Raw genomic sequence first — 14,223 nt, 5'->3', positions numbered from 1 at the left:
CCGCCCCCGGGCTATTCGGGAAATGAGGCCAGGATTTATTTACCCAACCCCAAATTCGCCTCCGCCAAATCCAGCTCCGCCAGCACCTCACGCAACACATCATCGCCAATCTGGTGCTGGCGACTGAGGCGATACAGCTCCAACCGCTGCGCTCGGTACGCCTTCAAACGCAATCGGCGCTCCAGCAGGTCCATTTCGAACGCCAGCGCCTGGGCTTCGGCCGAGTCGTTGAATACCTCAAGCTGATGACGATACTCGGACATCAGCCGCGCCTTGACCTCCGTCGCCAGAGCCGCCGTGGCCGCGGCAGGCGCGGCTGTCTCGGCCGGTTCCTCCACTTCCAAGGCATGAATCGCCGCTTCAGCGGTTTTACGCCAGGCCTCACGGACTTCGTTGCGGCGTTTGTCGTCCGGCCCCTTCTCGACGCCGCGCAACAGCAGGGGCAAAGCGATGCAAGCGGCGACCAGTGACAGCAGAATCACCCCCGCAGCGATGAAGATCAGCAAGTCGCGCTCGGGAAACGCCTCCCCCGCCCCCAACAGCAACGGCACCGACATCACGCCCGCCAGCGTTACCGCCCCGCGCACGCCGCCAAACGTCAGCAACCAGCAAGAGCGCGCGGTCGGCACCAGGGTCAACTCGCCCTTGCCGCGCCAGCGGCGCAACAGCCCGGACAAGCGCCAGATGCTTTGCACCCAGACAAAACGCAACACCAGCAGCACCAGGAAAATCGCCACCACATCCAGGCAGCGGTAGAACAACATCGGCCACAACGTGGTCTCGTGGCTGGTCACGGCTTTGATGATGTCCGGCAGTTGCAAGCCCAGCAGCAAGAAAATCAAGCCATTGAAGGCAAATTCCAACAGCGCCCAGACGCTGCGATTGAGCAACCGCGTGCCGGTCTGGCGCGGCAGCAGGTCAAGCCAGCTCTGCATCATCCCAGCCGCCACCGCCGAGAGAATGCCCGAGGCGCCCAGGCGTTCAGCCAGCACATAAGCGGCAAACGGCAGCAACAACATGAACACCACATGGGTGGCGGGGTCGTCCCAGCCCCGGGCGATCATCCATGCCCGCAAGCGTCCCACCAGCCAACTCAGGGCCACACCTACCAGCAGGCCACCGACAGCGACCAGGACAAAAGTCAGGCTGGCACTGGCCAGGGAGAACACCCCGGTGATGGCCGCTGCCACAGCGAACTTGAAAGTCACCAGGCCCGACGCATCGTTCATCAGTGCCTCACCCTGGAGCATGTGCATCAACGGCGCGGGCAAGCGGTCCCGGGCAATTGCCGACACGGCCACCGCGTCAGTCGGCGACAGCACCGCCGCCAGGGCGAAGGCCACCGGCAACGGGATGCTCGGCAATAACCAATGAATGAAATAACCCGCGCCGACCACCGTGAACAACACCAGCCCGACCGCCAGCGTCAGGACCGGCCCGCGCAGGCGCCACAGCTCGCGCTTGGGCATCCGCCAGCCGTCGGAGAATAACAACGGCGGGAGGAACAGAAACAGGAACAACTCGGGATCAAGCGCCACATGCAGCCCCAGCGACGGCCAGGCCAGCACGGCGCCGGCAGCGATCTGCACCAGGGGCAGCGGCAGCGGGATCAATCGCCCGACCAGGCGCGAGACGCCCACCAGCATCAACAGGATCAGGACGGTATAGGCGCTTTGCATAACAGCTTTCCAGTGACAGCCACACACATCCGGCAACAGCTTGCCGTTGAAGTGCCATGTTAACCGCTTGGCATTGGCCTGGCCGTTACACCTATGTCGCAGTCCTCCCTAATTTGGATGCCAGCAGATCTGGAGCGCGGCGACACCGCCAGGCCGCCACAAGATGTCTTCGTCGCGTACCTCGGCACCAGCGCAAAGGGTCCGGCCACGCCACACTTCTCCGGGCTTGGCGTGACCGGTCACTACCCAAGCTAAACTGCCCGCTCCGCAGCATTGAGGGTCGAGCGTGCCGGCACGATATCGTCGCCTTCGCTCTCGCTATCACTACCGAGCCGTTCGGTCGCATTCGTTTCGACCAGGGGCAACATGCCTTGTAGCTCATCTGGATGCGCGGGCCCGGTGGTAAGCCTGTCCAACGCAGCGGAAGCCTTGTCCGCCAAGGGCTGAGTCATCACAGCCGTGGTCACCCATGCGGCGACCACAGGGGCCATAGTCGCGGTGACGGTCGCCTTGCCCGCCGCCGCTATTCCCGCCGGCGAAACCCCGGCACGCCTGGCCGCGTTGACAGCCGCCGTCTGGGCCATGCCGATCGCGGTGATACCACCGGCCAATGCACCGAGGCCACTGACCAGCCCCGTGGGTGTAACCAGCGCTTGCAGCGATTTGCTGCCGTCGCGCACCGCGTCCAGGGGTAAGCTGCCGACCCGCTTCGCAATTCCCATGGCGGCACTGCCCACGCCATAGCCCTTGAGGTCCTTGTAGCGCTGGTGCCAGTCGTGGCGACCCAAAAGGTATTCCGGGCCAACCCGATGTTTCGATTTATCAATGGAATGTTGCAGATCATAGGCGGCCATGCCGGAAAGCGGAGAACCGACGGCAGCTATCACCGAGTCCACTTTGCTCCCCGTCTGGGCATCGACGGTCTTCGTCACGATGGGTTGGATAACCGTGCGCAGTACGTTTCGCGCGGAAAAGGTCTGGAAGGTCAGGCTGCCTTCGATCGCCTGAGTCGCCAGGCTCGGCTTCACCGCCTGGGCCGCCTCCTGCATGACCGGCTCCAGCTGGGTATCCTCTGCAACGAGCCATTGGGTATCACTAGTCGCACGTTTCATCAGCCCATTGCCGACGGTATCGGCGGCACTGCTGACCAGGCCGGAAATCGCCGACAACGCCAACGGCGCTGTTATGGAGCCATTTCCCGTTACCGCTGGGGCGAAGTCCAATGCGATGGACGCGGCACCGAAAGGAACCGAGCGCACGAATCCAACAGCATCATGGGCCGCGCGATCCAGCCGCGAACCCTTGGCCAGGACGGCGTCGACGCTTTGCGCAGTTTCCCCATCATTGGCCAAGGTACGCGAACGATCGTCGATCAGCGCTTCGAGGGCTTCGCGATTGGCGCCGTTCATATGGGGCTCGAAAACCCTGGTGAGCTGGGCTTTGATGGCGCCCGCCCGATCTGCCAGGTCCTGTTCAGCCGTGACCGGGCCAATCGGGACGGATGCAGCGGTCCCGGTGCTCGCCGTTGTTGAATGAGCCGGCACGCCGTGTTGCTGGGGCGGGAGTGTTTCTTGGGATTGATTCGTCAAGGCATGAAGCGGTATCGGTAAGATGGCATCCATGGGGAGTCTCTTATGCGAAATAAAGTGCTGGGGTTCACCTGTGCTGTGTGGTCGCCTTGGCCTATCGGTTCCGTACCGTCCGATCCGCCGACAGTCGAGGCACGCAGTGGAACGACGTGGCATAATCGTCGGCTGATTTTCAGGACGATACCGGGAACGTTTTGGGGGAGCATTCATGCCCAATGAAATCAAGCACTTAAAGCTTTACGGCATCAAAGCCTGCGACACGATGAAAAAGGCCCGCACCTGGCTCGATGAACACGCGGTGCATTATGACTTTCACGATTACAAGACTGCCGGCATCGACCGTGAGCACCTGGCCCAATGGTGCAACGAGCATGGCTGGCAAGTGGTGTTGAACCGTGCCGGTACGACCTTTCGCAAACTCGACGACGAACGCAAAGCCGATCTCGACCAGACGAAAGCCATCGAACTGATGCTCGCCCAACCCTCGATGATCAAGCGCCCGGTGCTCGATCTCGGTGACCGAACCCTGATTGGCTTCAAGCCAGATATCTATGCGGCAGAGATCAAGTAAGCCTGCCCAGTCCATTTTGTTGAGGTAATTTTCATGTCCACTACCCTGTTCAGCCTGGCCTTCGGTGTCGGCACTCAAAACCGTGAAGGCGCCTGGCTGGAAGTCTTCTACGCCCAACCGCTGCTCAACCCGTCGGCCGAGATCGTTGCCGCCATTGCGCCGATCCTTGGCTACAGCGAAGGCAACCAGGCCATCACGTTCACCACGGCCCAGGCCTCGCAACTGGCTGAAGCGCTGCGCAACGTCGACGCCGCGCAAGCCAAGCTGCTGACCCGCCTGGCTGAAAGCCACAAGCCGCTGGTCGCCACGCTGCTGGCCGAAGATGCGCAACTGGCATCCACGCCTGAGGCGTACCTCAAGCTGCACCTGCTGTCCCATCGCCTGGTCAAGCCCCACGGCCTGAACCTGGCCGGCATCTTCCCACTGCTGCCGAACGTGGCCTGGACCAGCCAGGGCGCGATCGACCTGGCCGAACTGGCCGAGCACCAGCTCGAAGCCCGTCTGCGTGGCGAGTTGCTGGAAGTGTTCTCGGTGGACAAATTCCCGAAGATGACCGACTACGTGGTTCCGGCCGGCGTGCGTATCGCCGACGCCGCGCGCCTGCGCCTGGGCGCCTATGTGGGCGAAGGCACCACGGTGATGCACGAAGGTTTTGTCAACTTCAACGCCGGTACCGAAGGGCCGGGGATGATCGAAGGCCGGGTCTCGGCGGGTGTGTTCGTCGGCAAGGGCTCGGACCTGGGCGGCGGTTGCTCGACCATGGGCACCCTGTCGGGTGGTGGCAACATCGTGATCAAGGTTGGCGAAGGCTGCCTGATCGGTGCCAACGCCGGCATCGGCATCCCGCTGGGCGATCGCAACACCGTGGAGTCGGGCCTGTACGTGACCGCCGGCACCAAGGTTGCGCTGCTGGATGAGAACAACCAACTGGTCAAAGTGGTCAAGGCTCGCGACCTGGCCGGCCAGCCGGACCTGCTGTTCCGGCGCAACTCCGAGACCGGCGCAGTGGAATGCAAGACCCACAAGTCGGCCATCGAGCTGAACGAAGCACTGCACGCGCATAACTGAACCGCTTCACACCTCACCTGTGGGAGCAATCTTGCTCCCACAGGGTCCGGCGTAACTCCAGCAGGGCCCGAAAGCATGTTGATTCCATCCCCCTGGCGTGCCGATTTTCCGGCCCTCGCCGCCCTGCAACGGCAAGGCCAGACCTATCTGGACAACGCCGCCACCACACAGAAACCCCAAGCCCTGATGGACGCCCTGGCGCATTACTACGCCAACGGCGCGGCCAACGTGCACCGGGCGCAGCATCTGCCCGGCGCACTGGCCACCCAGGCGTTCGAGGACAGCCGACTCAAGGTTTCCCAGTGGCTCAATGCGGGAAATTGCGGACAGATCGTTTTTACCCACGGCGCCACGTCGGCGCTGAACCTGCTGGCCTATGGGCTGGAACACCTGTTCAACCCGGGCGATGAAATTGTCATCAGCGCCCTTGAGCATCACGCCAACCTGCTGCCCTGGCAGCAACTGGCCGAGCGCCGCTCGCTGGCGCTGGTGGTGCTGCCCCTGGATGCCGACGGGGTGATCGATACGGAGGCCGCCACCAGGCTGATCGGTCCGCGCACCCGCCTGCTGGCGGTGAGCCAGTTGTCCAACGTGCTTGGCACCTGGCAACCGGTGCCGGCGTTGCTGGCGATGGCCAAGGCGCAAGGTGCGCTGACGGTAGTCGATGGCGCACAGGGCGTGGTCCACGGGCGCCATGATGTGGAAGCGCTGGGCTGCGACTTCTATGTTTTTTCCAGCCACAAGCTTTACGGTCCCGAAGGCCTGGGCGTGCTGTTCGGCCGTACCGACGCCCTCGCTCGACTGCGTCATTGGCAGTTCGGCGGGGAAATGGTGCAAACGGCTGATTACCACAGCGCCACGTTCCGCCCGGCGCCGTTGGGTTTCGAAGCCGGCACGCCGCCCACCGCCAGCGTGATCGGCCTGGGAGCGACGCTCGACTACCTGTCCGATCTCGACGGGCAGGCAGTAATCGATCACGAAACCGCGCTGCACGATTATCTGCTTCACGGCCTGCTGGCGCGCAACGGCGTGCGGCTGGTGGGCAACCCACAACTGGCGCTGGTCAGCTTCGGCGTCGAAGGCGTTCATAACGCTGATCTGGCGCACCTGTTGACCGAGCAAGGCATTGCCGTGCGCGCCGGGCATCACTGTGCGATGCCGCTGTTCAAGCAGTTGAAGCTTTCCGGGGCGATTCGTGTGTCGCTGGCGCTGTACAACGACTCCGCCGATATCGAACGGTTCTTCGAGGCGCTGGATCAGGCCCTGGAGATGCTGCGATGAGCCTGCCTGCCGATGCCGCTGCGGCACTGCGGATTTTCCAGGACGCCTCCGGCTGGGAGCAACGCGCCCGGCTGCTGATGCAGTGGGGCGATCGCTTGCCACCGCTGAGCGATGCAGACAAGTGCGAGGACAACCTCGTCAACGGCTGTGAAAGCCAGGTATGGCTGGTGGGTCGGCTGCATGATGGGCACTGGCAGTTTTCCGCCAGCAGCGATGCGCGCTTGATACGCGGGTTGGTGGCGTTGTTGCTGGCGCGGGTCAACGGGTTGTCGGCTGAGGATTTGCGCCAGGTCGATTTGCCGGACTGGTTCAATCAGTTGGGGTTGTCACGGCAGTTGTCGCCTTCGCGCAGCAATGGCTTGAATGCGGTGTTGAAGCGGATGCGCGAGCTGGCGCAATAACCTGTGGCGAGGGAGCTTGCTCCCGCTGGACTGCGCAGCAGTCCCAAAATCAGTCAACTCAATCCGCCTGACATACCGCGTCGCCCCGTTTCAGGGCCGCTTCGCGGCCCAGCGGGAGCAAGCTCCCTCGCCACAAAAGCTGTTACTGCCCGGGCTTAAGCCGGTCCGCCGGCCGCCGCACACCCGCGACGATCTTGTCCACAGCCTTGGTCGCCGCGACCATGCCGAACGTCGCGGTGACCATCATCACTGCGCCGAACCCGCCAGCGCAGTCGAGCTTGACGCCGTCGCCGACAAAACTCTTCTGCAGGCAGATGCTGCCGTCCGGTTTCGGATAGCGCAATTGCTCGGTGGAGAACACGCAGGGCACGCTGTAATGACGGGTCACGGTGCGCGAGTAACCGTAGTCGCGGCGCAAGGTGGAGCGCACCTTGGAGGCCAGCGGATCGTTGAACGTACGGTTGAGGTCGCAGACCTGGATCAGCGTCGGGTCGATCTGCCCGCCTGCGCCGCCGGTGGTGATGATCTGAATCTTGCGGCGCTTGCACCACGCGATCAACGCAGCCTTGGCGTTGACGCTGTCGATGCAGTCGATCACGCAGTCGATGTTCGGCGTGATGTACTCGGCCATGGTGTCGCGGGTGACAAAGTCGGCCACCGCGTGCACGGTGCAATCGGGGTTGATCCCCCGCAGCCGCTCGGCCATCACTTCGACCTTGGGCTTGCCGACGGTGCTGTCCAGGGCATGTAACTGACGATTGGCGTTGCTGACGCAGACGTCATCCAGGTCGAATAGCGAAATCTCGCCCACGCCACAACGGGCAATCGCTTCCGCCGCCCAGGAACCAACGCCGCCGACGCCGACAATCGCCACATGCGCCGCCCGCAGGCGCTCCAGGCCTTCGATGCCATACAAACGGGCAATGCCGGCGAACCGTGGATCTTCTGTACTCATGACCATTACCCCAAAAACCGGCGCGCATTATAGGGCTTTGCCGTGGTAATTCGAGCCTCAGGCGACCGATCGCGAAATGTTCCCACTCAATAGTCTCTTGTGGGAGCGAGCCTGCTCGCGAAGGCGTCGAATCAGCAGCATCAAATGTTGACTGACAAATCGCTTTCGCGAGCAGGCTCGCTCCCACAGGTTTTGAGTTCCAACTGAGGGGGCAGCGGCCCATGACGATCGTTTTGCTATAAGATAACCGCCATTTTGCGCGAACCAGCCCGCGCCAGCACAAGCCTTGCGTCCATACTATATTCCGGAGTTTCCATGACGGCCCACGCCGACCTCTCGCCGACCCTGCAACTCGCCTGCGACCTGATCCGCCGTCCGTCGGTGACGCCGGTGGATGCCGATTGCCAGAAACTGATGATGCAGCGCCTGGGCGACGCCGGTTTCAAGCTCGAACCCATGCGTATCGAGGATGTGGATAACTTCTGGGCCAGCCATGGCAAGCATGACGGTCCGGTATTGTGCTTCGCCGGTCACACCGATGTGGTCCCGACCGGTCCGGTACAGGCCTGGCAGCTCGACCCGTTCGATGCGGTCATCGACGAACAGGGCATGCTCTGCGGCCGTGGCGCGGCGGACATGAAAGGCAGCCTGGCGGCGATGGTGGTGGCGGCCGAACGGTTCGTCGCCGACTACCCGGATCACCAGGGCTCGATCACCTTCCTGATCACCAGCGACGAAGAAGGCCCGGCCCACCATGGCACCAAAGCCGTGGTCGAGCGCCTCAAGGCCCGCCAGGAACGCCTGGACTGGTGCATCGTCGGCGAACCATCGAGCACCACGCTGGTGGGTGATGTGGTCAAGAATGGCCGTCGCGGCTCCCTCGGCGCAAAACTGACCGTACGCGGCAAGCAAGGCCACGTGGCTTATCCACACTTGGCGAAGAACCCGATCCACCTGGCCGCGCCTGCCTTGGCCGAATTGGCCGCCGAGCATTGGGATCACGGCAACGATTTCTTCCCGCCGACCAGTTTCCAGATCTCCAACCTCAACTCCGGCACCGGCGCGACCAACGTGATCCCCGGTGACCTGGAAGCCGTGTTCAATTTCCGCTTCTCCACCGAATCCACCGTCGAAGGCCTGCAGCAGCGGGTCGCCGACATCCTCGACAAGCATCAACTGGACTGGCACATCGACTGGGCGTTGTCCGGCCTGCCGTTCCTCACCGAGCCGGGCGCGCTGCTCGACGCCGTGTCGTCGAGCATCAAGGACGTCACCGGACGCGAGACCAAGGCCTCCACCAGCGGCGGCACCTCCGACGGTCGCTTCATCGCGACCATGGGCACTCAAGTGGTTGAGCTGGGGCCGGTCAACGCAACGATCCACCAGGTCAACGAACGCGTGCTGGCCGCCGATCTCGACGTGCTGACCGAGATCTACTACAAGACGCTCATCAAGTTGCTCGCCTGATGCTCGCCTGCCCGATCTGCAATGAACCCTTGAATGCGGTGGACAACGGCGTGGCATGCCCCGCCGGGCATCGTTTCGACCGCGCGCGGCAGGGTTACCTGAACCTGCTGCCGGTTCAGCACAAGAACAGCCGCGACCCTGGCGACAATCAGGCGATGGTCGAGGCCCGCCGCGATTTCCTCAACGCCGGCCATTACGCCCCGGTCGCCCGGCGCCTGGCTGAACTGGCCGCCGAACGTGCGCCCGGACGCTGGCTGGACATTGGCTGTGGCGAAGGTTATTACACCGCGCAACTCGCCGACGCCCTGCCCGACGCCGATGGCTATGCCCTGGATATTTCCCGCGAAGCCGTCAAGCGCGCCTGCAAACGCAACCCGCAACTGACCTGGTTGATCGCCAGCATGGCGCGGGTGCCGCTGGCGGACGGCTGCTGCCAGTTCCTCGCCAGCGTGTTCAGCCCGTTGGACTGGCAGGAGGCCAAGCGCCTGCTCAGCCCCGGCGGCGGCTTGATGAAAGTCGGGCCTACCAGCGGCCACCTGATGGAGCTGCGCGAGCGGCTATATGACGAGGTTCGCGAATACACCGATGACAAACACCTGGCCCTGGTGCCGTCGGGGATGGCGCTGGATCACAGTGAAACCCTTGAGTTCAAGCTCACGCTCGACAACAGCCAGGATCGCGCCAACCTGCTGGCGATGACGCCCCACGGCTGGCGCGCCAGCGCCGAACGCCGCGCCAGCGTGATCGAGCAGGCCGAGCCGTTCGAGGTGAGCGTGTCGATGCGCTACGATTATTTCGTTCTTCAGTAACCTTTTTATTCCGGGCCTCGGACAACTGTCCGGGGCCAGTTAAATCCGCGAATGGATTTTTCGAGACCGCAGTGAGGACATCCATGCGCCAACCCGATATCGAGATTTACCTCAAGGACGCCGACGTCGACCACAAGGCGATCGCCGCCTGGCTCGGCCAGGCCCTCGGCCCGTGCAGCGACTGGGTGCAGAAAGGTCAGACGTACAAGTGCAAGGCCGGCGACATCCCGGTGACCTGGTTGCCCAAGGCTGTAGGCAAATGGAACAGCCTGTACCTGGAAAGTGACCAGACCCCGTGGGAAGACGACATCGCCTGCGCCCGCGCCGCCTTCGCCGCGCTGAACGTCGAAGTGCGCTGCGCGCCTGGGTCGTGGGTGGAAGAAGAAGGTGAGGATTCGGCGGATCGCTGGATTCGCATCAGCGCCGATGGGGAAGAAGAGATTACCTGGAAGACGGCGTGACGGCTTGGAGGCATGCCACAATCGCCATGCCTATGAAAGATCCATGTGAACAGTGACCCTATGTGGGAGCGAGCTTGCTCGCGATAGCGGTGTGACAGTTGATGAAGTATTGCCTGATACACCGCTATCGCGAGCAAGCTCGCTCCCACAATGGGTTTTGTGTAGCAGTGAATGCGGCTTACAACCCCACCACATCCTCAGCCTGCAAGCCCTTCTGCCCTTCCACCACCGCGTATTCGACCTGCTGGCCTTCGGTCAGTGAACGGTGGCCTTCGCCACGGATCGCGCGGTAGTGGACGAACACATCCGCCCCGCCTTCGCGCTGGATGAAGCCATAACCCTTGGCGTCGTTGAACCATTTCACATTGCCAGTTTCGCGTGCTGCCATGATGCTCACTCCCGTTCTTGTTTTCTGAGCCGGCTTTTCGAGGGAAAGCCGTACGCGTTTCAGCCTCCGTCCCACCGTCCGTCGGAAGACCGGGGCAGTAACTGGCCGAGTATATGACACCCGGAAAAACTCTCAACTGACTTTACTTCGCCGCTTTTTTGCCGATTTTCGGTGAATCCGGCACACTAGTACCGCTTGCTCTTATCCACTCACGCAGAAGCCGTATGACCCGCTCCCCGTTCCGCCGTCTTGTGTTTGGCACCCTGCGCCGACTGTTGTACCTCTGGGTTCGCTCCGAGACCATCAACCAGTCGTCCTTCACCCTCAACCTCGACCGCAGTCGTCCGGTGTTCTACGTCCTGCAAGATCCTTCGCTCACCGATCTGGCGGTGCTCGACACCGAATGCACCAAGGCCGGCCTGCCACGTCCGGTGCTGCCCGTCTCGGTGGGCGGCCTGCTGGAGCCGGCGGCGTTTTTCTACCTGACGCCGGCGCCGGACTGGCTCGGGCGCCAGGACAAACGCGGTGCGCCGCCGACCCTGACGCGACTGGTCGACGAGTTGACCCACAACGCCGCCGAGGACGCCCAGATCATTCCGGTCAGCGTCTTCTGGGGCCAGTCGCCCGACAGCGAATCCAGCCCCTGGAAGCTGCTGTTCGCCGACAGCTGGGCGGTCACCGGACGCCTGCGCCGCTTGCTGAGCATCATGATCCTCGGGCGCAAGACCCGCGTGCAGTTCTCCGCGCCCATCCATTTGCGCGAACTGATCGAGCACGACAAAGGCCATGAGCGCACCGTGCGCATGGCCCAGCGGATCCTGCGGGTGCACTTCCGCAATCTGAAAGCAGCGGTTATCGGCCCGGACATTTCCCACCGGCGCAACCTGGTCAAGGGGCTGCTGAACCAGCCGCTGGTCAAGCAGGCCATTCTCGAAGAGGCCGAGCGGGAAAAGATCCCGGCCGAAAAAGCCAAGGCGCAGGCCCTGCGTTATGGCAATGAGATTGCCTCGGACTACACCTACACCGCGATCCGCTTCCTGGAAGTGGTGCTGAGCTGGTTCTGGAACAAGATCTACGATGGCATCAAGGTCAACCACATCGAAGGCGTGCAGAACGTTGCCCAAGGCCACGAAGTCATCTACGTACCCTGCCATCGCAGCCATATCGACTACCTGCTGCTGTCGTACCTGCTGTTTCGCAATGGCCTGACCCCACCGCACATTGCCGCCGGCATCAACCTCAACATGCCGGTGATCGGCGGCCTGCTGCGCCGTGGCGGCGCGTTTTTCATGCGTCGCACGTTCAAGGGCAACCCGCTTTACACCGCCGTGTTCAACGAATACCTGCACACGCTGTTCACCAAGGGGTTCCCGGTGGAGTACTTCGTCGAAGGCGGCCGTTCGCGTACCGGGCGCATGCTGCAACCGAAGACCGGCATGCTCGCCATTACCCTGCGTAGCTTTTTGCGCTCCTCGCGCATGCCGATCGTCTTTGTGCCGGTGTACATCGGTTACGAGCGCGTACTGGAAGGCCGCACCTACCTCGGTGAGCTGCGGGGTGCGAGCAAAAAGAAGGAGTCGATCTTCGACATCTTCAAGGTCATCGGCGCCCTCAAGCAACGCTTTGGCCAGGTCGCGGTTAACTTTGGCGAACCAATCAAGCTGGCGGAGTTCCTCGACGGCGAACAACCCGGCTGGCGCCAGCAGGAGCTCGGTCCGCAGTTCAAACCCGACTGGCTCAACGCGACCACCAACCGCCTCGGCGAACGTGTCGCCCGCCATCTGAACGAAGCCGCGGCCATCAACCCGGTCAACCTGGTCGCGCTCGCGCTGCTGTCCACCAGCCGTCTGGCCCTGGACGATCACGCCATGGCCCGCGTACTGGACCTGTACCTCGCGTTGCTGCGCAAAGTGCCATACTCGCCTCACACCACCTTGCCCGAAGGCGATGGCCAGGCGCTGATCGCGCACGTCAAAGGCATGGACCTGCTGTCGGAACAGAAGGACGCCCTGGGCAAGATTCTGTATCTGGATGAGCAGAACGCGGTGCTGATGACCTACTACCGCAACAATGTCCTGCACATCTTCGCCCTGCCGGCGCTGCTCGCCAGTTTCTTCCAGAGCAGCTCGCGCATGAGCCGCGAACAGATCCTGCGCTACACCCGGGCCTTGTATCCGTACCTGCAGTCGGAGCTGTTCATTCGCTGGTCGCTGGAGGAACTGGACGCGGTGGTCGACCAGTGGCTCGAAGCATTCGTTGAACAAGGCCTGCTGCGTTTCGAAAAAGATCTCTACCTGCGCCCGGCGCCGAGTTCGCGGCATTTCGTGCTGCTGACGCTGCTGTCGAAAAGCATCGCCCAGACCTTGCAGCGTTTCTACATGACCGTCTCGCTGCTGCTCAACAGCGGGCAGAACAGCATCAGCGCCGAAGAACTGGAGGACCTCTGCACCGTCATGGCCCAGCGCCTGTCGATCCTGCATGGGCTGAACGCACCGGAGTTCTTCGACAAGAGCCTGTTCCGCCACTTCATCCAGACGATGCTCGACCTCGACGTCCTGCGGCGCGACGAAGCAGGCAAGCTGAGCTATCACGAACTGCTCGGCGAGCTGGCTGAAGGCGCGGCCAAGCGGGTGCTGCCGGCGGAAATTCGTCTGTCGATCCGCCAGGTGGCGTTGCATCGCAGCGAAGATGCGGCGGATCAGGACGTTCCGACGGCTGCGGACTGAACCCTGGGCGCCTGGTTGCATTCGGGCGCCCTGAATATGAAGATCCCTGGCAATGCCGTACGCTGATGCTTTTCCAAACGTTCAAGGAAAGTGCCCATGCTCCGCCCTACCCTCCGTTTCACCGGCCTCTGCGCCGGCCTGTTGATCTGCGCCAACGCCATGGCCCTGTCGCTCGGTGATCTCTCGCAGAAGGACGCCACGGGCGGTCTGAAGGATGCCCTCACCCAAGGCGCCCAGATCGCGGTCAAGCAACTGGGTAAGCCTGGCGGTTTCAGCAACAACCCCGACGTGAAGATCGAGCTGCCGGGCAAGCTCGGTAAAGTCGCCAGCAAGATGAAGGCCTTCGGCATGGGCGCTCAGGTCGATCAATTGGAAACCAGCATGAACCAGGCTGCCGAAGCCGCCGTAGTGCAGGCCCAGCCGATCCTGGTGGATGCGGTGAAGAACATGAGCGTGACGGATGCCAAGGGCATTCTGAGCGGCGGCAACGACTCGGCCACGCAATACCTGAACAAGAGCAGCCGCGAGCAGATTCGCGCGAAGTTCCTGCCGATCGTCAAGCAAGCCACCGACAAGGTCGGCCTGGTCCAGAAGTACAACGCCTTCGCCGGCCAGGCTGCGACACTCGGCGTGGTGGACACCAAGAGCGCCAACGTCGAGAACTACGTGACCGAGCAGGCGCTGGACGGGTTGTTCAAGATGATTGCCAAGCAGGAAGCAACGATCCGCCAGAACCCGGCGGCCGCGGCGACCAGTTTGGCCAAGAAAGTGTTTGGCACCCTCTGAGCCCTATCCGACAAATACAATACTTGTGGCGAGGGAGCTTGC

13 protein-coding genes are annotated in these 14,223 nt (G+C 62.7%); 9 read left to right on the top strand and 4 right to left on the bottom strand.

Features of this window, described 5'->3' with window-relative positions:
- Positions 1-35: 35 nt before the first annotated feature.
- Both J3P84_RS06055 and J3P84_RS06050 read right to left on the bottom strand, forming a co-directional pair.
- On the bottom strand, positions 36-1,679 hold the full coding sequence (locus J3P84_RS06055; RefSeq protein ID WP_434628694.1) for a Na+/H+ antiporter: 1,644 nt from the start codon (positions 1,677-1,679) through the stop codon (positions 36-38).
- Between the two features lie 251 nt (positions 1,680-1,930).
- Positions 1,931-3,301 (bottom strand): type III effector protein RopAA, encoded by a 1,371-nt coding sequence (locus J3P84_RS06050; protein ID WP_434628692.1) that lies wholly within the window; start codon positions 3,299-3,301, stop codon positions 1,931-1,933.
- Between the two features lie 175 nt (positions 3,302-3,476).
- On the opposite strand from J3P84_RS06050, the gene J3P84_RS06045 reads away from it, so the two are divergent.
- The 4 genes from J3P84_RS06045 (at position 3,477) to J3P84_RS06030 (ending at position 6,589) form a co-directional block, all read left to right on the top strand.
- Positions 3,477-3,839 carry an ArsC family reductase gene (locus tag J3P84_RS06045; RefSeq protein WP_434628690.1) on the top strand — a complete coding sequence of 121 codons (363 nt, stop codon included), beginning with the start codon at positions 3,477-3,479 and terminating at the stop codon, positions 3,837-3,839.
- A gap of 33 nt (positions 3,840-3,872) precedes the next feature.
- Positions 3,873-4,907: a 2,3,4,5-tetrahydropyridine-2,6-dicarboxylate N-succinyltransferase gene (gene dapD / locus J3P84_RS06040; RefSeq protein WP_434628688.1), complete on the top strand. Its 1,035-nt coding sequence runs from the start codon at positions 3,873-3,875 to the stop codon at positions 4,905-4,907.
- 75 nt (positions 4,908-4,982) lie between these two features.
- Positions 4,983-6,188, top strand: a complete 1,206-nt coding sequence (locus J3P84_RS06035; RefSeq protein WP_434628686.1) for an aminotransferase class V-fold PLP-dependent enzyme — start codon at positions 4,983-4,985, stop codon at positions 6,186-6,188.
- On the top strand, positions 6,185-6,589 hold the full coding sequence (locus J3P84_RS06030; RefSeq protein ID WP_434628684.1) for a SufE family protein: 405 nt from the start codon (positions 6,185-6,187) through the stop codon (positions 6,587-6,589). The genes J3P84_RS06035 and J3P84_RS06030 overlap by 4 nt, the downstream gene beginning before the upstream one ends.
- 142 nt (positions 6,590-6,731) lie before the next feature.
- Here the strand turns inward: J3P84_RS06030 and tcdA are convergent, their stop codons facing one another.
- Entirely contained in the window at positions 6,732-7,550 is an 819-nt protein-coding gene (gene tcdA / locus J3P84_RS06025) for a tRNA cyclic N6-threonylcarbamoyladenosine(37) synthase TcdA (RefSeq protein ID WP_434628682.1), read from the bottom strand.
- 309 nt (positions 7,551-7,859) lie between these two features.
- On the opposite strand from tcdA, the gene dapE reads away from it, so the two are divergent.
- The 3 genes from dapE (at position 7,860) to J3P84_RS06010 (ending at position 10,281) form a co-directional block, all read left to right on the top strand.
- Positions 7,860-9,011, top strand: coding sequence for a succinyl-diaminopimelate desuccinylase (gene dapE / locus J3P84_RS06020; protein WP_434572093.1), 1,152 nt, complete (start codon positions 7,860-7,862; stop codon positions 9,009-9,011).
- Complete coding sequence (locus J3P84_RS06015) at positions 9,011-9,820, top strand: putative RNA methyltransferase (protein ID WP_434572092.1); 810 nt, start codon at positions 9,011-9,013, stop codon at positions 9,818-9,820. Before dapE ends, J3P84_RS06015 begins: the two co-directional genes overlap by 1 nt.
- Before the next feature lie 83 nt (positions 9,821-9,903).
- A complete protein-coding gene (locus tag J3P84_RS06010) occupies positions 9,904-10,281 on the top strand; it encodes a hypothetical protein (protein ID WP_305499079.1) in 378 nt (125 codons plus the stop codon).
- 178 nt (positions 10,282-10,459) lie between these two features.
- On the opposite strand, the gene J3P84_RS06005 is transcribed toward J3P84_RS06010, so the two are convergent.
- Positions 10,460-10,669, bottom strand: a complete 210-nt coding sequence (locus J3P84_RS06005; RefSeq protein WP_003184959.1) for a cold-shock protein — start codon at positions 10,667-10,669, stop codon at positions 10,460-10,462.
- A gap of 224 nt (positions 10,670-10,893) precedes the next feature.
- Here J3P84_RS06005 and plsB point away from each other — a divergent pair, with 224 nt between their 5' ends.
- Both plsB and J3P84_RS05995 read left to right on the top strand, forming a co-directional pair.
- The gene (plsB, locus tag J3P84_RS06000) at positions 10,894-13,395 is read left to right on the top strand and encodes a glycerol-3-phosphate 1-O-acyltransferase PlsB (protein ID WP_434628679.1); all 2,502 of its coding nucleotides are present in this window, start codon (positions 10,894-10,896) and stop codon (positions 13,393-13,395) included.
- A gap of 96 nt (positions 13,396-13,491) precedes the next feature.
- Positions 13,492-14,181, top strand: a complete 690-nt coding sequence (locus J3P84_RS05995; RefSeq protein WP_434628677.1) for a DUF4197 domain-containing protein — start codon at positions 13,492-13,494, stop codon at positions 14,179-14,181.
- Positions 14,182-14,223: the final 42 nt, after the last annotated feature.

Source organism: Pseudomonas sp. Z1-29 (genome assembly GCF_051131995.1).
Classification (GTDB): Bacteria; Pseudomonadota; Gammaproteobacteria; order Pseudomonadales; family Pseudomonadaceae; genus Aquipseudomonas.
Note: the sequence above shows the minus strand (reverse complement) of the source record. Positions and strands in the feature narration are given on the sequence as shown.